The organism is Halobacterium litoreum (assembly GCF_021233415.1).
Lineage (GTDB): Archaea > Halobacteriota > Halobacteria > Halobacteriales > Halobacteriaceae > Halobacterium > Halobacterium litoreum.
This window is the reverse complement of sequence record NZ_CP089466.1, coordinates 543,727-558,185: the sequence shown is the minus strand read 5'-3', so window position 1 is coordinate 558,185 and position 14,459 is coordinate 543,727. Positions and strand designations below refer to the sequence as shown.

Here is a 14,459-nt window from a genome sequence, read left to right as displayed (position 1 = left end):
TACTTCTCTGTGTGAAAAATAGTTCGGTCGACGGTCGCGTCAGTCCTCCGCGGCGCCCGATTCCGGCGCCGACTTGGTGGTCGACGAGGGCTCGTAATCGCGTTCCACGGGCGAGCGGAACGTCCACAGCAGGAACGACGCCACGAGGAAGACGGCCCCGAGGATGGCGACGGCGTCGATAGTCGAGTACGCGTCGGCGAGGACGCCACTCCCCAGACGGAACGGGATGCCGGCCACTTGCCGGAGCATCGCGACCGACGACAGCAGCGTCGCGCGCCCGACCGACTGGACGTGGTCGTTGAGGTACTGGTTCTGAATCGGGCCGAGCATCGCACCCCCGCCCTTCATCGCGAACAGCATCACGAACACCATCAGCGGCTCGAACGCGGCGACCACGTACGTGACCGCGATTATTCCGGGGACCAGCATGATGGCTTTCCGGACGCCGAGCAGGTCCCGGAGGTTGCTCGAGTAGTCGCTCGCGACCGCCGACAGCAACCGGAACGCGCCGTACAGTAGCCCGATGAAGAGTATCTCGGGGCGCTCGATGGGCAGGCGCTTCAGCGTCGGGAGGAACGTCTCCTCGATGGCGCTGCGCGCTATCGGCTGAATCCACATGTCCATCGTCCAGAGCGCGCCGCTGAACAGCGCGAGGTAGACGACGAACCACCGGAGCTGAGGGGTCTTTATCTGGTCGAAGACCACGGGAAGCGCCTCTCGCATCCCGATGCGCTCTTGCTCGTGGTCGCTGTCCTCGTCGTAGGCCTCGTTCTGCGGGAGTCGCAGGACGAACGCGAGCGACAGCACCGCCACGGCGATACCCGCGTAGAACGGGTAGAGTCGGTTGACCGTGTAGAGGACCGCGCCGAGCAGACAGCCCGCCGCGCCGACGTAGAGACCGATGGCGCGCCCGCGACCGCTCACGCGAGTGAACTCGTCCTCGATGCCGTGCTCCTGGAGCGTGTCGTAGAGCCACGCGCTGCCGCTCCCGGAGATGAACGTGCCGCCGAAGGACAGCGAGATGAACGTGAACGCGAACCCGGCGAAGTCGGTCGCGACGAGGTAACTTGCGTTCGAGATGAGCATGATGAACGCGCCGACCGCGAGGCTGTTCCGCCGCCCGATGCGGTCGCCGACGTACCCCGTGGGCACCTCGGAGGTGACGATGACGACGGACTGAATCGAGGCGATGAGGCCGATTTGGGTGTAACTCAGGCCGTTGAACAGCAGGAAGAACGTGTAGATTGGGTAGTGGAATCCGGGCCGCGCTGTCGCGCGGTAGAGGTAGTACCGCCGGATGACCGCAGACTTCGAGAGACGGCTCATGGGGACACGAGACAATTATCGGCATCCGACAAATAACCACCGAGAGAGTGCGACACAATACCACGCTGATGTCTGCAGAACCGCCCCTCTGTCCCTCTCGTGAGTGTTCTGCCACGCCATCCGACCCGGAGTTAGTGAAAATTGTTACAGTACAGAAAGTGATATGTCCGGGAAGTCGCATCGCGTGCGAGTGACTACAACACTTTACCCGCTGGTCGACGGACGTACAGCCATGCCCGGCAAATCCGGACAGCTCCCGCGCGTCGGTATCGCGTTCGCCCTCGTCGCCGTCGTCGGCTACGTCGCCCTCGGCTGGCGGTTCGGCGGCGACACCGACCCCGCCGCGGTCGCCATCGCCCTCGTCGCCGTCGCACTCGCCGTCGGCAGTACACTCCGAGACAGGCTGTAGACCGCACGCGCGAGAGCGCGAGCGGTCACTACCAGGACGAGAAGGACGCGACAGAACCGTCGCTGACCGGTGAGAGTATCGAGAGAAGTGCGTTGGCTGGGATTTGAACCCAGGTTGTGACCATGGCAAGGTCACGTGATACCACTACACTACCAACGCGTGCTTCGCATTCGATTCAACGGCACGGTTGTATATAAATCCGTTCTTTGCGACCGAGTGTGCGAACTCACCGCAGGCCGCGTCTCCGCGACGCCGTATCCCGGTTTCCACGGGCCGCGACGGTCGCAAGTAGGCGATTCGCCCACTCGCCGCGTCGGCTGACAACTAGTCGCACACGAATCGGCCGATATCCGGCGTGCGAGGGCGCCACAGGCCCGCATCCGAAACGCCACCCTTTTTACGGAGAGGTCTGTATCTACCCTACAGTCTCGTGACGAGACACGGACGCGACACGGCATGACACGGACCGTACTCGTGCCGTCGTCCCTCGTCCGGGAAGCCGAGGACAAACGCGAGGCAACTCGCAAACTCGGTTACGTCGCCCGCGCGGCGGCGGTGTTCCGGATGGACCGACTCGGCGTCTTCCCCGACGAAGACGGCGAGCGGAAGTGGGGCGGCGGGTTCGTCGAAACGGTGTTGCGGTACGCCGCAACGCCACCGTACCTCCGAAAGGAGGCCTTCGAAACCCGCGACGAACTGGAGTACGTGGGTGTCCTGCCGCCGCTCCGTCTCTCGTCATGGACCGGCTCAGACTCGAGCGGGTCTGGGTCGATACGACAGGGAATCGTGACCCAGGTCGGATCTGAAGGGCGCGTTCGGGTCAATTGCGGAATGCAACACCCGATCTCCCTCCACACGCCTCCCGGTATGGAGGTCGAGGAGGGGGAGCGCGTGACCATCAGGGTCTCTTCGCGACGACCGGTCCGCGCAAAGCTGGTCGACGAACCCCTCCCGGGGTTCTCGGTCGAACGCGTGGACCTCGGTGACGCTCTCGACCGCCCCGACGCGGGCGTTCGCATCGCCACCTCCCGCCACGGGACGCCGCTTTCCGCGGCCTCCCTCGGGGGGTACGTCGAACGCACCGCCCGGGACGGACTGACCGTCGCCTTCGGCTCGCCGGGGCGTGGGCTCCCGCCCATGCTCGGAGTGAGCGAAGACGACGTCAGGGAGAGTGCCACCACTTCATCCGACGCTCCCGCGGGATTCGACGCCTGGCTCAACACCATCCCGTCGCAAGGCAGCGAGGTCGTTCGAACGGAGGAAGCTCTGTTCGCGACGCTCGGCTGCCTAACGCTCACGGAGTGATACGATGCCACAGCCAAACCGACCACGAAAAGGCTCGATGGGGTTCAGTCCCCGCAAGCGCGCGGAGAGTGAAGTGCCGCGCTTCAACTCGTGGCCCGCCGACGACGGGCAAGTCGGTCTGCAGGGCTTCGCCGGCTACAAGGCCGGGATGTCCCACGTCGTCCTCGTCGACGACCAGGCCAACTCGCCCACGGAGGGCATGGAGACGACGGTCCCCGTGACCGTCGTCGAGACGCCGCCCATGCGGGCGGCGGCCGTCCGCCTCTACGAAGACACGCCGTACGGCAAGAAGCCGCTCACGGAAGTCTGGGCAGACGACGTCCACGAGGAACTCGACCGCACGCTCTCCGTCCCCGAAGCGGGCGGAGACACAGACGAACTGACCGAGGCGCTCGAATCCGAGGACATCGCCGACATCCGCGTCATCACGCACACGGTGCCCGGCGACGTCGCGAGCGTCCCGAAGAAGAAACCCGACGTGATGGAGACGCGCGTCGGCGGCGGTTCCCTCCGGGACCGCGCCGACTTCGCGGCCGAACTCATCGAGGACGGCGGCGTCCACGAGTTCGGCGACGTCTTCCGAGCCGGCGAGTTCACCGACGTCGCCGGCGTCACGAAGGGCAAGGGTACCCAGGGTCCCGTCAAGCGCTGGGGCGTGCAAAAGCGGAAAGGCAAGCACGCCCGCCAGGGCTGGCGGCGCCGAATCGGTAACCTCGGCCCGTGGAACCCGAGCCGTGTGCGCTCGACGGTCCCCCAGCTGGGGCAGACCGGCTACCACCAGCGCACCGAACTCAACAAGCGCCTCATCGACTTCGGTGAGGGCGACGACGTGAACGCGGACGGCGGCTTCCCGAACTACGGCGAAGTCGACGGCCCGTACACGCTCGTGAAGGGCTCGGTTCCCGGTCCGGAGCAACGACTGGTGCGGTTCCGCCCGGCCGTCCGGCCGAGCGAGTCGCCGCGCCTCGACCCCGAGGTGCGCTACGTGAGTACCGCATCTAACCAAGGATAACCATGCAGGCAACCGTACGCGACCTGAACGGCGACGAATCCGGGACGCTGGACCTGCCAGACGTGTTCTCAGAACCCGTCCGGCCGGACCTCATCAAGCGTGCCGTCCTCGCCGCTCAGGCCAATCGAACACAGGAGTACGGCTCCGACGAGTACGCGGGCCTGCGCACCTCCGCCGAATCCCAAGGCAGCGGCCGCGGTATGGCTCACGTCCCGAAGACGAACGGGCGTGGGGCTCGCGTCCCGCAGACGGTCGGCGGCCGGAAAGCGCACCCGCCGAAAGCCGAGAAAGACCACGGTCTCGACCTCAACGACAAGGAGCGGAAGGCCGCCACCCGGAGCGCCGTCGCGGCGACGACGGACGGCGACCTCGTGGCCGACCGCGGCCACCAGTTCGAGGACGACATCGAACTCCCGCTCGTCGTCGACGACGAGTTCGAGGGCCTCGTGAAGACCAAGGAGGTCGTCGCGTTCCTCGAAGCGCTCGGCGTCCACGCTGACGTCGAGCGCGCGGACGACGGCAAGACCGTCCGTGCCGGCCAAGGGAAACTCCGCGGCCGGAAGTACAAGGAACCGACCTCGATTCTGTTCGTCACCTCCAGCGAGAGCGGGCCGTCGAAGGCCGCGCGCAACCTCGCGGGCGTCGACGTGGCGACCGGGCGAGAGGTGAACACCGAAGACCTCGCACCGGGCACGGAGCCGGGCCGACTGACGGTCTGGACCGAGAGCGCAGTCGAGGAGGTGGCACAGCGATGAGCGGTATCATCGACTACCCCCTCGTGACGGAGAAGGCGATGGACGAGATGGACTTCGACAACAAGCTCCAGTTCATCGTCGACCTCGACGCCGCGAAGCCCGAGATTCGCGAGAGCATCGAGAACGAGTACGACGTGACCATCACCAACGTGAACACGCAGGTGACGCCGGGCGGCGAGAAGAAGGCGACGGTCACGCTCTCCGAGGAGGACGACGCACAGGACGTCGCCTCCCGCATCGGGGTGTTCTGACCATGGGACGCAGAATCCAAGGCCAGCGACGCGGGCGCGGGACGTCGACGTTCCGAGCGCCGTCGCACCGATACAAAGCAGAACTGTCACACCGGAAGACCGAGGACACGGACGTGCTCGCGGGCGAGGTCGTCGACATCGAACACGACCCCGCGCGCAGCGCGCCCGTCGCGAACGTCAAGTTCGAGGACGGCGACCAGCGTCTCGTCCTCGCCAGCGAGGGCACCGGCGTCGGCGACACCGTCGAAGTCGGCATCTCGGCGAGCATCGAGGAGGGCAACACCCTCCCGCTCGCGGAGATTCCCGAGGGCGTCCCGGTCTGTAACGTCGAGAGCCAGCCCGGCGACGGCGGCAAGTTCGCTCGCGCGAGCGGGGTCAACGCGGACCTCGTGACCCACGAGCGCGACGCCGCGGTCGTCCAGCTGCCGAGCGGCGAGATGAAGCGGCTCTCCCCGGATTGTCGCGCCACCATCGGCGTGGTCGCCGGCGGCGGCCGCACCGAGAAACCCCACGTCAAAGCCGGGAACAAACACCACAAGATGAAGGCGCGAGGCACGAAGTGGCCGCGCGTGCGTGGTGTCGCGATGAACGCCGTCGACCACCCCTTCGGTGGCGGTGGCCGCCAGCACCCCGGTCGCCCGAAGAGCGTGTCCAAGAACGCGCCGCCGGGCCGCAAGGTCGGTGACATCGCGTCGAAGCGAACCGGCCGCGGAGGGAACAAGTAACCATGAGTACGGAATACCGAACCGGCCGCGAAGGTGAGTTCACCTACCGCGGCTACGACCTCGACGAACTGCAGGACATGAGCCTGGAGGACGTCGCGGAACTGCTTCCCGCCCGCGCGCGGCGAACCATCACCCGTGGCCTGTCCGACGAGCACCACAAGGTGCTCGAGGAGGCCCGCGACGCGACCGCCGAAGAGACGGCCAACAACCCGATTCGGACGCACCTGCGCGACATGCCGGTGCTGCCGGAGTTCGTCGGTCTGACGTTCGCGGTCTACAGCGGACAGGAGTTCGAGCGCGTCGAGGTCCAGCCCGAGATGATCGGGCACTACCTCGGCGAGTTCCAGCTCACCCGAACGTCGGTCGAACACGGGCAGGCGGGTATCGGCGCGACCCGCTCCTCGAAGTTCGTGCCGCTCAAGTAAACCATGGGAATCAGCTACAGCGTGGACGTCGACCCGGACACCTCCGCGAAAGCGATGCTCCGGGAGCGACCCATCAGCCTGAAGCACAGCAAAGCCATCGCTCGCCAGATCAAGGGCGAGACCGTCGCCGACGCCAAGGAGTACCTCCAGGCCGTCGTCGACGAGGAGCAGTCGGTGCCGTTCAAGCAGCACAACAGCGGCGTCGGCCACCGGAACGACATCGAGGGCTGGGACGCCGGGCGCTACCCGGAGAAGGCCTCGAAGGACTTCCTGAAGCTCCTCTCGAACGTGTCGAACAACGCGAGCCAGCAGGGCTTCGACGCGGACGAGATGGTCATCGAACACGTCGCACCCCACAAGGTGGACGAGAGCCGCGGCCGCAAGCCCCGCGCGATGGGGAAGGCGGACCCGTGGAACACCACGCTCTGTGACGTGGAACTCGTCGTGACGGAGACCGAGGAGGTGAGCGCCTAATGGCCGACGAACTCGAATTCATCGAGCAGGGCCTCCAGCGCTCCCAGATCGACGAGTTCTTCGCCGAGGAACTGGCGCGAGCCGGCTACGGCGGCATGGAACTCGCTCCCACCCCGATGGGCATGCAGATCGTCCTGAAGGCCGAGAAGCCCGGGATGGTCATCGGGAAGGGCGGGAAGAACATCCGGAAGATCACGACCCAGCTCGAGGAGCGATTCGACCTCGAGGACCCGCAGATCGACGTGCAGGAGGTCGACGAACCCGACCTGAACGCACAGATCGTCGCGGACCGCCTCGCGAACGCGCTCGAGCGCGGCTGGTACTTCCGGAAGGCCGGTCACACGACCATCGACCGCATCATGGAAGCCGGCGCACTGGGCGCCGAAATCGTCCTGAGCGGGAAGGTCACCGGCAACCGCGGCCGCGTCGAGAAGTTCAACCGCGGCTACATCAAGCACAACGGCGAACCCGCAGAGGAGATCGTCGACCACGGCAAGGGCGTCGCCGTGATGAAACTCGGCACCATCGGCGTGAACGTGAAGATCATCCCGCCGAACGCCGAACTCCCCGACGACTTCGAGATTCAGGAGGAAGCCGACATCGAGGACCTCGTCGTGGACGAAGAGGAGTCCGCGGAGGAACTCGAAGAGCTCCTCGAGGGCGAGGGCGACGACGAGGAAGTCGCCGACGCCGACGAGGAGACCGAGACGTCCGAGGCGTCCGACGCGGCCGCCGAGGAACTCGTCGAGGAAGCCGTCGAGGCCGAGGAGGCCGAAGTGGCGACCGACGAGGACGTCGAGGAGGAACTCGACGAACTCGCTGCGGAAGTCGAGGACGAGGAGTTCGAGGACGTCGACTCGGAAGCCGAGGAGACCGCCGAGGAACTCCTCGAAGAGATGGAAGACGACGAATCCGAGGAGGGTGAGGAGTAATGGCGATTCTCCACACGCAAGAGATTCGCGACATGACCCCCGCCGAGCGAGAGGCGGAACTCGAGGACATCCGCACTGAGCTGCTGAACGCGAAGGCAGTGAAGGCCGCCGGTGGCGCCCCGGAGAATCCGGGCCGCATCGGCGAGCTTCGCCGCACCGTCGCGCGAATCAAGACGATTCAGCGCGAGGAAGGCGACCTCGAAGACGAGAGCTAAACAGATGACACTGACACCCGAGACGCTACCGCGACACGAACTCGTCGGCCTGCACGTGCGGGTCGTCGAGTCGACCGACCAGTCGCGGGTAGGCATCGAAGGTCGCGTCGTCGACGAGACGATGCAGACCCTGCTGGTCGAGTCACACTCGACCGACTCGGGTGTCACGCAGATACCCAAGCGAGGAGCGAGATTCGAGTTCGAACTCACAGATGAAGCTGCGGTCTTCCGTCAGACGCAGTCTGGCGGCGTGTCGGCTTCCAACCGACACCCCGCGAAGGAGACCGGGACCGCGTCCAAACCTGCAGGTGGCTCCGGCCAAACCACTGGCGAGGGCGTGGCCTACGTTACGGTGGATGGGGTCGCGTTGCTCTCACGACCCGCTCTTCGCTCCGAAACAGGAGTTGATTCGAAATGGCGCTAGGACTGAACGTAACAGAACCGGAGGGTACGTGCTCCGACGAGAACTGTCCGTTCCACGGGAGTCTTTCCGTGCGCGGCCAGGTTCTCGAGGGTGAAGTTGCCTCCACCGACATGGACAAAACCATCGTCGTCGAGCGCGAATACGACGTATTCGTGCCGAAGTACGACCGCTACATGAAACGGCGGTCCCGAGTGCCGGCCCACGCGCCGGAGTGCTTCGACATCGAAGTCGGCGACACGGTTAGTATCGCAGAGACCCGACCGCTCTCGAAGACCAAGAACCACGCCGTCGTGGAAGTCACCGACGGAGGTGACGCCTGATGGAAGCCATCAAGGCCGACGTCACGCAGGGCTTGGAGAAGGGTTCGCTCGTCACGTGTGCCGACAACACGGGCGCTCGCGAACTCAAAATCACGAGCGTTCACGGGTACCAGGGAACGAAGAACCGCCACCCGAAGGCCGGGCTGGGCGACATGGTCACCGTCTCGGTGACCAAGGGCACGCCGGAGATGCGCCGCCAGGTACTGGAGGCTGTCATCGTCCGCCAGCGTAAGTCCATCCGTCGCCCGGACGGCACGCGCGTGAAGTTCGAGGACAACGCCGCCGTCATCATCGACGACCTCGGCGAGCCTCGCGGGACCGAGATCAAGGGCCCGATTTCGCGCGAAGTGGCCGAACGGTACGGTACCATCGCGAGTACCGCGACGATGATCGTATAGACAATGACTGAGCAACCACACAAACAGCGAAATCGCACGGAGAACGCGTCGCTGCACGAGCGCCACGACCAGGTGCAAGCGCACCTCTCGGAAGACCTCCACGAGGAGTACGGCAAGCGGAGCGTCCGCGTGAACGCCGGCGACACCGTGGAAGTCATGCGCGGCGACTACGCCGGCGAGGAAGGCGAAGTCGCGGAGGTCGACCTCCGCGACGCGTCGGTGTTCGTCGAGGACGTAGTCGTCGAGAAGTCGGACGGCGAGGAAGTGCTGCGTCCGCTGGACGCGAGCAACCTCCGCGTCACCGACCTCGACCTCGAAGACGACGTGCGAGCCGAGCGATTGGAGGCTGACAACGAATGACGCGACACCAGAAGCGACTCTCGGTACCGAAGTCCTGGCCGGTCGAGCGGAAGACGGAGACGTTCACCGCGAAGGCCGGGGCCGGTCCGCACGGCGAGTCGGGCGTTCCGCTCGTCGTCGTGCTCCGGGACGTGCTGGGCTACGTCGACGACTCGAGCGAGGCGCAGTACGCCATCAACACTGACGGCGTGCTCGTCAACGGCGGCTCGGTCGGCGACGTCAACCGCCCCATCGGGATGTTCGACATCCTGGCGTTCCCGGACCGCGACGAGTACTACCGGGTCTTCCCGGACGAGGGCGGCCGCCTCGGACTCACGCAGATCGACGCGGACTCGGCGGGTAGCAAGCTGAACAAAGTCACCGACAAGACCACCGTCTCCGGTGGGCGCACGCAGCTCAACTTCCACGACGGGTCGAACCTCATCGTGGAAGACGACGAGTACGCGGGGAACGACTCCGTCGTCGTCGACAACGAGACCAACGAGGTCGTCGCTCACTTCGAGTACGGCGAGGGCGCGCTCGTCACCGCGGTCGCCGGCCAGCACGCCGGCGACATCGGCGAAATCGCGGAGATTTCCGTCCAGCCGGGCAGCGCGGACAACACCGTCCGCGTGGAGACCGAGGACGGCGAGTTCGAGACCGTCGAGGACTACGTGGTCGTCATCGACGAGAACTTCGTCGGAGGTGACGACGAATGAGTGAGGCGGACTTCCACGAGATGCGCGAACCGCGCATCGAGAAGGTCGTCGTCCACATGGGCGTCGGTCGCGGTGGGGTCGACCTCCAGAACGCCGAGGAGATTCTCGGCGAGATTACGGGTCAGGACACCGTCCGCACGCAGGCGACGCAGACCGACCCCGAGTTCGGCATCCGCGAGGGCGACCCGATCGGTGCGAAGGTCACCCTGCGGGCCGACGACGCGGAGGACTTCCTCGACCGCGCGCTCCCGCTCGCGGACCTCGCGGAGCGCCAGTTCGACAAGACCGGGAACGTGAGCTTCGGCGTCGAAGAACACACGGACTTCCCGAGTCAGGAGTACGACCCGAACGTCGGGATCTACGGGCTCGACGTGACCGTCAACCTCGTGCGCCCGGGCTACCGGGTCGCGAAGCGCGACCAGGTCACGCGACAGATTCCGTCGAACCACCGACTCAACACCGAGGACGCGGTGGCGTTCCTCGAAGCCAACTTCGACGTGGAGGTCAACGAATGAGCGAGACGGAACAGGAACACGAGACAGAGACCGGCCAGACACACGAGTGTCGGCGCTGTGGCCGCAGTCAGGGCCTCGTCGGCAAGTACGACATCTGGCTGTGTCGACAGTGCTTCCGAGAGATCGCCCGTTCGATGGGCTTCAAGAAGTACAGCTAAACATGACTGCGAACGACCCCCTGTCCGACGCACTCTCCGGCCTCGACAACGCCGAGAGCGTCGGGCATCTCACGCACACGGTATCGCCCGCCTCCAACATGGTCGGCTCCGTGCTCGAGGTCTTCTACGACCGCGGGTACATCGACGGCTTCGAGTTCGTCGACGACGGGAAAGCCGGCGAGTTCGAGGTCGAACTGAAAGGTGCCATCAACGAGTGTGGCCCCGTGAACCCACGGTACTCCGTGGGCGCCGACGACTTCGAGCAGTGGGAGAAACGCTACCTCCCGGCTCGAGACTACGGCGCGCTCGTCGTCACGACGAGTCACGGAATCATGAGCCACTACGAGGCCCGCGAAGAGGGCGTCGGTGGCCAAGTCATCGCCTACGTATACTGACCATGCAACGAATCGAAATCGAGATTCCGGACGACGTGACGGCCGAGGTCGACCACCTCGACCTCACCGTCGACGGCCCCGAGGGCTCCGTGACGCGACGCCTCTGGTTCCCCGACGTGAAAGTCACCGTCGAGGACGGCGTCGTCGCCATCGAGAGCGAAGCCGAGGACGCGAAGACGAACGCGACCGTCGGGACCTTCGAGAGCCACGTGAACAACATGCTTCACGGGGTCACCGAGGGCTGGGAGTACCGACTGCAGGTCCACTACTCTCACTTCCCGATGCAGGTCGACCTGGAGGGCGACGAAGTCGTCATCCAGAACTTCCTCGGCGAGAAGGCGCCGCGTCGCACGCCCGTTCGCGGCGACACGGACGTCAGCATCGAAGAGGAAGAGGTCGTCCTCAGCGGCCCGAGTATCGAGGACGTCGGCCAGACGGCGGCCGACATCGAACAGCTCACGCGCGTCACTGACAAGGACACTCGCGTGTTCCAGGACGGCGTGTACATCGTCGAGAAACCGACGAAGGGAGGTGCCTGATAGATGGCAGACGAAGAACCCCAGGAACTCGAGGACATCTCGGGCGTCGGCCCGTCGAAGGCGGAAGCGCTCCGCGACGCCGGCTACGAATCCGTCGAGGACGTGAAGGCAGCGAGCCAGAGCGAACTCGCGGACGTCGACGGCATCGGGAACGCGCTCGCGGCCCGCGTGAAGGCCGACGTCGGCGGTCTCGAAGTCGAAGACGAGACCGAGGCGGAGGTCGAGGAGGCCGAACCCGAGGAGACCGAGGACGAAGAAGCCGAGGAGGACGTGGAGACGGAGCTCCGTCCCCGCGGCCTCACCGAGAAGACGCCCGACCTGAGCGACGAGGAGGAGCGGCTCCTCCAGAAGCGTCGCCGCGTCGGCAAACCTCAGTTCAATCGGCAGGACTACCACAAGAAAAAGCGCACCCCGAAGTCGTGGCGACGCCCGAAGGGCACGCTGTCGAAGCAGCGCCGCGGCATCAAGGGGAAGGGCGACACGGTCGAGGCCGGCTTCCGAACGCCGAAGGCGGTTCGGGGCAAGCACCCGAGCGGCTTCGAGGAGGTCCGCGTACACAACGCGGACGACCTCGACGACATCGACCCGGACACGGAGGCGGCCCGCATCGCCTCGAAGGTTGGCGCACGCAAGCGCGAGCGAATCGAGGAGCAGGCCGAGTCCGACGGCATCCGTGTTCTGAACCCGACGTACGTCGAAGTGGAGGTCGAAGACAATGAGTGACTTGAGCGCACAGAAGCGGCTCGCGGCCGACGTCCTCGACGTCGGCGAGAACCGCGTCTGGTTCGACCCCGAGGCCCAGGGCGACATCGCGGAAGCGATTACCCGAGAGGACATCCGCGAGCTCGTCGACGAGGGCACGATTCAGGCAGAGGACGCGCGCGGTAACTCCCGCGGTCGCGCACGAGAGCGCGACCAGAAGCGGTCGTACGGCCACCAGAAGGGTGCCGGCAACCGCAAGGGGAAGGCGGGCGCCCGGCAGGACGACAAGGAGTCCTACCAGGCCCGCATCCGAGCGCAGCGACGGACGCTCCGCGAACTCCGCGACGAGGGCGAGCTCTCGCCCAGCGAGTACCGCGAGCTGTACAACATGGCCAACGGTGGCGAGTTCGACAGCGTCCGACGCCTCAAGAACTACATCGCGGAAAACTACGGTGACAGCTAATGGCGACAGGACCACGATACAAGGTTCCGATGCGGCGACGCCGCGAGGTCCGGACTGACTACCATCAGAGGTTGCGCCTCCTGAAGTCAGGGAAACCTCGGCTCGTTGCCCGGAAGAGCAACAAGCACGTCACGGCGCAGCTGGTCGCGACCGGAGCCGACGGCGACGAGACTATCGCGAGCGCACACTCCAGTGACTTGGCCGAGTACGGCTGGGACGCCCCGACGGGCAACCTCCCGAGCGCGTACCTCACCGGCCTGCTCGCTGGACAGCGCGCAGTCGAAGCGGGCGCGGAGGAGGCCGTCCTCGACATCGGCCTCAACACCGCGACGCCCGGTTCGAAGGTGTTCGCAGTGCAGGAGGGGGCCATCGACGCCGGCCTCGACATCCCGCACAACGACTCGGTCCTCGCGGACTGGTCGCGCACGCGCGGCGAACACATCGCGGAGTACGCAGAGCAACTCGACGACCCGCTGTACAGCGGCGAGTTCGACGCAACGGAGCTTCCCGAGCACTTCGACGAGACGCGGGAAGCCATCATGGAGGACTAACACATGAGCTACGACGACACCTGGCAACCGAAGACGCGCCTGGGTCGCCTCGTTCAGGACGGCGAGATCGAAGACATGTCCGCCGCCCTCGAGAGCGGACTCCCGCTGAAGGAGCCGGAGATCGTCGACCACCTCATTCCGGGGATGGAAGACGAGGTTCTGGACATCAACATGGTCCAGCGCATGACCGACTCCGGTCGACGCGTGAAGTTCCGCTGCGTCGTCGCCATCGGCAACCGCGACGGCTACGTGGGGTACGCCGAAGGTCGCGACGACCAGGTCGGCGGCGCCATCCAGAAGGCGATCGAGGTAGCGAAACTGAACATCATCGACGTGTCCCGCGGCTGTGGGTCGTGGGAGTGTGGCTGTGGGCGACCCCACACCGTCGCGCTCCGTTCGACCGGCAAGGCGGGCAGCGTCGAGGTAGAACTGATTCCCGCGCCGCGCGGCCTCGGCCTCGCGGGCGGCGAGACGGTCCGGAACGTGCTCGAACTCGCGGGCATCGACGACATCTGGACGCGCTCCTCGGGGAAGACCCGGACGACCGTGAACTTCGCGAAGGCGACGTTCAACGCGCTCCGGAACACCGCGGAGGCCCGCGTCCCCCAGCACGCTCGGGAAGAGCGTGAGGTGATCGAGTGATGAAGGCGGTCGTTCAGGTTCGCGGCGAAGTGAACATGAGCGAGGACGTCTCGGACACGCTGGAGATGCTGAACATCCACAGCGTGAACCACTGCGCGCTCGTCCCGGAGACGGACACGTACTCCGGGATGGTCGCGAAGGTCAACGACTACGTCGCGTTCGGCGAGCCGAGCGAGGACGTGTTGACCGAACTCGTCGAGCGTCGCGCCGAACCCCTCGAGGGGTCCGCGGACGTCGACGATGAGTGGGTCGCCGAGAACACCGAGTACAGCGACGTCGCCGACCTCGTCGGCGCGCTGCTCGACGACGAGACGACGCTCCGCGACGCGGGCCTCGCGCCCGTGCTCCGCCTGCACCCGCCGCGTGGCGGTCACGACGGCATCAAGCAGCCGGTCAGCGAGAAGGGCGAACTCGGCAAACACACCACCGAGGAGATCGACAGTCTCCTCACCGACATGCGCTAAC

Annotated in this window: 25 protein-coding genes and 1 tRNA gene; 24 read left to right on the top strand and 2 right to left on the bottom strand. The window is 65.9% G+C overall.

The features are described 5' to 3' along the window. Positions 1–39 precede the first annotated feature (39 nt). Positions 40–1,326, bottom strand: coding sequence for an MFS transporter (locus LT972_RS03100; RefSeq protein WP_232571736.1), 1,287 nt, complete (start codon positions 1,324–1,326; stop codon positions 40–42). A gap of 232 nt (positions 1,327–1,558) precedes the next feature. Here LT972_RS03100 and LT972_RS03095 point away from each other — a divergent pair, with 232 nt between their 5' ends. Beyond that, complete coding sequence (locus LT972_RS03095; RefSeq protein ID WP_232571735.1) at positions 1,559–1,735, top strand: hypothetical protein; 177 nt, start codon at positions 1,559–1,561, stop codon at positions 1,733–1,735. Between the two features lie 88 nt (positions 1,736–1,823). Here the strand turns inward: LT972_RS03095 and LT972_RS03090 are convergent. Then, positions 1,824–1,894: transfer RNA gene (locus tag LT972_RS03090), tRNA-Gly, on the bottom strand. Positions 1,895–2,191: 297 nt separating this feature from the next. On the opposite strand from LT972_RS03090, the gene LT972_RS03085 reads away from it, so the two are divergent. Genes LT972_RS03085 through rpmD form a run of 23 tightly spaced genes read left to right on the top strand, consistent with a single transcriptional unit; the run spans position 2,192 to position 14,458 of the window. Then, on the top strand, positions 2,192–3,040 hold the full coding sequence (locus tag LT972_RS03085) for a putative RNA uridine N3 methyltransferase (RefSeq protein WP_232571734.1): 849 nt from the start codon (positions 2,192–2,194) through the stop codon (positions 3,038–3,040). 4 nt (positions 3,041–3,044) lie between these two features. Further along, complete coding sequence (locus tag LT972_RS03080) at positions 3,045–4,052, top strand: 50S ribosomal protein L3 (RefSeq protein WP_232571733.1); 1,008 nt, start codon at positions 3,045–3,047, stop codon at positions 4,050–4,052. Between the two features lie 2 nt (positions 4,053–4,054). Further along, positions 4,055–4,807 (top strand): 50S ribosomal protein L4, encoded by a 753-nt coding sequence (gene rpl4p / locus LT972_RS03075; protein WP_232571732.1) that lies wholly within the window; start codon positions 4,055–4,057, stop codon positions 4,805–4,807. Beyond that, entirely contained in the window at positions 4,804–5,058 is a 255-nt protein-coding gene (locus LT972_RS03070; RefSeq protein ID WP_232571731.1) for a 50S ribosomal protein L23, read from the top strand. Before rpl4p ends, LT972_RS03070 begins: the two co-directional genes overlap by 4 nt. Positions 5,059–5,060: 2 nt before the next feature. Then, on the top strand, positions 5,061–5,783 hold the full coding sequence (locus LT972_RS03065) for a 50S ribosomal protein L2 (RefSeq protein WP_232571730.1): 723 nt from the start codon (positions 5,061–5,063) through the stop codon (positions 5,781–5,783). 2 nt (positions 5,784–5,785) lie between these two features. Then, positions 5,786–6,208, top strand: a complete 423-nt coding sequence (locus LT972_RS03060) for a 30S ribosomal protein S19 (protein WP_232571729.1) — start codon at positions 5,786–5,788, stop codon at positions 6,206–6,208. Positions 6,209–6,211: 3 nt separating this feature from the next. After that, positions 6,212–6,682, top strand: a complete 471-nt coding sequence (locus LT972_RS03055) for a 50S ribosomal protein L22 (protein ID WP_232571728.1) — start codon at positions 6,212–6,214, stop codon at positions 6,680–6,682. Further along, positions 6,682–7,614 (top strand): 30S ribosomal protein S3, encoded by a 933-nt coding sequence (locus LT972_RS03050; RefSeq protein ID WP_232571727.1) that lies wholly within the window; start codon positions 6,682–6,684, stop codon positions 7,612–7,614. Before LT972_RS03055 ends, LT972_RS03050 begins: the two co-directional genes overlap by 1 nt. Next, positions 7,614–7,829 carry a 50S ribosomal protein L29 gene (gene rpmC, locus LT972_RS03045; protein WP_232571726.1) on the top strand — a complete coding sequence of 72 codons (216 nt, stop codon included), beginning with the start codon at positions 7,614–7,616 and terminating at the stop codon, positions 7,827–7,829. Before LT972_RS03050 ends, rpmC begins: the two co-directional genes overlap by 1 nt. A 4-nt stretch (positions 7,830–7,833) precedes the next feature. Beyond that, on the top strand, positions 7,834–8,253 hold the full coding sequence (locus LT972_RS03040) for a ribonuclease P protein component 1 (RefSeq protein WP_232571725.1): 420 nt from the start codon (positions 7,834–7,836) through the stop codon (positions 8,251–8,253). Continuing rightward, complete coding sequence (locus LT972_RS03035; RefSeq protein WP_232571724.1) at positions 8,244–8,573, top strand: 30S ribosomal protein S17; 330 nt, start codon at positions 8,244–8,246, stop codon at positions 8,571–8,573. The genes LT972_RS03040 and LT972_RS03035 overlap by 10 nt, the downstream gene beginning before the upstream one ends. Then, a complete protein-coding gene (locus tag LT972_RS03030) occupies positions 8,573–8,971 on the top strand; it encodes a 50S ribosomal protein L14 (RefSeq protein ID WP_232571723.1) in 399 nt (132 codons plus the stop codon). The genes LT972_RS03035 and LT972_RS03030 overlap by 1 nt, the downstream gene beginning before the upstream one ends. 3 nt (positions 8,972–8,974) lie before the next feature. After that, the gene (gene rplX / locus LT972_RS03025; protein WP_232571722.1) at positions 8,975–9,331 is read left to right on the top strand and encodes a 50S ribosomal protein L24; all 357 of its coding nucleotides are present in this window, start codon (positions 8,975–8,977) and stop codon (positions 9,329–9,331) included. Then, a complete protein-coding gene (locus LT972_RS03020; RefSeq protein WP_232571721.1) occupies positions 9,328–10,029 on the top strand; it encodes a 30S ribosomal protein S4e in 702 nt (233 codons plus the stop codon). The genes rplX and LT972_RS03020 overlap by 4 nt, the downstream gene beginning before the upstream one ends. Further along, complete coding sequence (locus LT972_RS03015) at positions 10,026–10,544, top strand: 50S ribosomal protein L5 (protein ID WP_232571720.1); 519 nt, start codon at positions 10,026–10,028, stop codon at positions 10,542–10,544. The genes LT972_RS03020 and LT972_RS03015 overlap by 4 nt, the downstream gene beginning before the upstream one ends. Beyond that, positions 10,541–10,702, top strand: a complete 162-nt coding sequence (locus LT972_RS03010) for a 30S ribosomal protein S14 (RefSeq protein ID WP_232571719.1) — start codon at positions 10,541–10,543, stop codon at positions 10,700–10,702. Before LT972_RS03015 ends, LT972_RS03010 begins: the two co-directional genes overlap by 4 nt. 2 nt (positions 10,703–10,704) lie before the next feature. After that, positions 10,705–11,097, top strand: coding sequence for a 30S ribosomal protein S8 (locus tag LT972_RS03005; protein WP_232571718.1), 393 nt, complete (start codon positions 10,705–10,707; stop codon positions 11,095–11,097). 2 nt (positions 11,098–11,099) lie between these two features. Then, entirely contained in the window at positions 11,100–11,636 is a 537-nt protein-coding gene (locus LT972_RS03000) for a 50S ribosomal protein L6 (protein ID WP_232571717.1), read from the top strand. Between the two features lie 3 nt (positions 11,637–11,639). After that, positions 11,640–12,359, top strand: a complete 720-nt coding sequence (locus LT972_RS02995; RefSeq protein ID WP_232571716.1) for a 50S ribosomal protein L32e — start codon at positions 11,640–11,642, stop codon at positions 12,357–12,359. After that, positions 12,352–12,801, top strand: a complete 450-nt coding sequence (locus LT972_RS02990) for a 50S ribosomal protein L19e (protein WP_232571715.1) — start codon at positions 12,352–12,354, stop codon at positions 12,799–12,801. The genes LT972_RS02995 and LT972_RS02990 overlap by 8 nt, the downstream gene beginning before the upstream one ends. Continuing rightward, positions 12,801–13,352: a 50S ribosomal protein L18 gene (locus LT972_RS02985; RefSeq protein WP_232571714.1), complete on the top strand. Its 552-nt coding sequence runs from the start codon at positions 12,801–12,803 to the stop codon at positions 13,350–13,352. Before LT972_RS02990 ends, LT972_RS02985 begins: the two co-directional genes overlap by 1 nt. A gap of 3 nt (positions 13,353–13,355) precedes the next feature. Further along, the gene (locus LT972_RS02980; RefSeq protein ID WP_232571713.1) at positions 13,356–13,994 is read left to right on the top strand and encodes a 30S ribosomal protein S5; all 639 of its coding nucleotides are present in this window, start codon (positions 13,356–13,358) and stop codon (positions 13,992–13,994) included. Further along, positions 13,994–14,458, top strand: coding sequence for a 50S ribosomal protein L30 (gene rpmD / locus LT972_RS02975; RefSeq protein WP_232571712.1), 465 nt, complete (start codon positions 13,994–13,996; stop codon positions 14,456–14,458). The genes LT972_RS02980 and rpmD overlap by 1 nt, the downstream gene beginning before the upstream one ends. Position 14,459 lies beyond the last annotated feature (1 nt).

Bases quoted from the DNA above. Each gene is read 5' to 3' on its own strand.
- LT972_RS03005 (WP_232571718.1), top strand. From the start codon at position 10,705: ATGACTGCGAACGACCCCCTGTCCGACGCACTCTCCGGCCTCGACAAC.
- LT972_RS03050 (WP_232571727.1), top strand. From the start codon at position 6,682: ATGGCCGACGAACTCGAATTCATCGAGCAGGGCCTCCAGCGCTCCCAG.
- LT972_RS03055 (WP_232571728.1), top strand. From the start codon at position 6,212: ATGGGAATCAGCTACAGCGTGGACGTCGACCCGGACACCTCCGCGAAA.
- LT972_RS02985 (WP_232571714.1), top strand. From the start codon at position 12,801: ATGGCGACAGGACCACGATACAAGGTTCCGATGCGGCGACGCCGCGAG.
- LT972_RS02980 (WP_232571713.1), top strand. From the start codon at position 13,356: ATGAGCTACGACGACACCTGGCAACCGAAGACGCGCCTGGGTCGCCTC.
- LT972_RS03020 (WP_232571721.1), top strand. From the start codon at position 9,328: ATGACGCGACACCAGAAGCGACTCTCGGTACCGAAGTCCTGGCCGGTC.
- LT972_RS03040 (WP_232571725.1), top strand. From the start codon at position 7,834: ATGACACTGACACCCGAGACGCTACCGCGACACGAACTCGTCGGCCTG.
- LT972_RS03035 (WP_232571724.1), top strand. From the start codon at position 8,244: ATGGCGCTAGGACTGAACGTAACAGAACCGGAGGGTACGTGCTCCGAC.
- LT972_RS02990 (WP_232571715.1), top strand. From the start codon at position 12,352: ATGAGTGACTTGAGCGCACAGAAGCGGCTCGCGGCCGACGTCCTCGAC.
- LT972_RS03080 (WP_232571733.1), top strand. From the start codon at position 3,045: ATGCCACAGCCAAACCGACCACGAAAAGGCTCGATGGGGTTCAGTCCC.
- LT972_RS03100 (WP_232571736.1), bottom strand. From the start codon at position 1,326: ATGAGCCGTCTCTCGAAGTCTGCGGTCATCCGGCGGTACTACCTCTAC.
- LT972_RS03010 (WP_232571719.1), top strand. From the start codon at position 10,541: ATGAGCGAGACGGAACAGGAACACGAGACAGAGACCGGCCAGACACAC.
- rplX (WP_232571722.1), top strand. From the start codon at position 8,975: ATGACTGAGCAACCACACAAACAGCGAAATCGCACGGAGAACGCGTCG.
- LT972_RS03095 (WP_232571735.1), top strand. From the start codon at position 1,559: ATGCCCGGCAAATCCGGACAGCTCCCGCGCGTCGGTATCGCGTTCGCC.
- LT972_RS03015 (WP_232571720.1), top strand. From the start codon at position 10,026: ATGAGTGAGGCGGACTTCCACGAGATGCGCGAACCGCGCATCGAGAAG.
- LT972_RS03000 (WP_232571717.1), top strand. From the start codon at position 11,100: ATGCAACGAATCGAAATCGAGATTCCGGACGACGTGACGGCCGAGGTC.
- LT972_RS02995 (WP_232571716.1), top strand. From the start codon at position 11,640: ATGGCAGACGAAGAACCCCAGGAACTCGAGGACATCTCGGGCGTCGGC.
- LT972_RS03030 (WP_232571723.1), top strand. From the start codon at position 8,573: ATGGAAGCCATCAAGGCCGACGTCACGCAGGGCTTGGAGAAGGGTTCG.
- rpmC (WP_232571726.1), top strand. From the start codon at position 7,614: ATGGCGATTCTCCACACGCAAGAGATTCGCGACATGACCCCCGCCGAG.
- LT972_RS03070 (WP_232571731.1), top strand. From the start codon at position 4,804: ATGAGCGGTATCATCGACTACCCCCTCGTGACGGAGAAGGCGATGGAC.
- LT972_RS03060 (WP_232571729.1), top strand. From the start codon at position 5,786: ATGAGTACGGAATACCGAACCGGCCGCGAAGGTGAGTTCACCTACCGC.
- rpl4p (WP_232571732.1), top strand. From the start codon at position 4,055: ATGCAGGCAACCGTACGCGACCTGAACGGCGACGAATCCGGGACGCTG.
- LT972_RS03085 (WP_232571734.1), top strand. From the start codon at position 2,192: ATGACACGGACCGTACTCGTGCCGTCGTCCCTCGTCCGGGAAGCCGAG.
- LT972_RS03065 (WP_232571730.1), top strand. From the start codon at position 5,061: ATGGGACGCAGAATCCAAGGCCAGCGACGCGGGCGCGGGACGTCGACG.
- rpmD (WP_232571712.1), top strand. From the start codon at position 13,994: ATGAAGGCGGTCGTTCAGGTTCGCGGCGAAGTGAACATGAGCGAGGAC.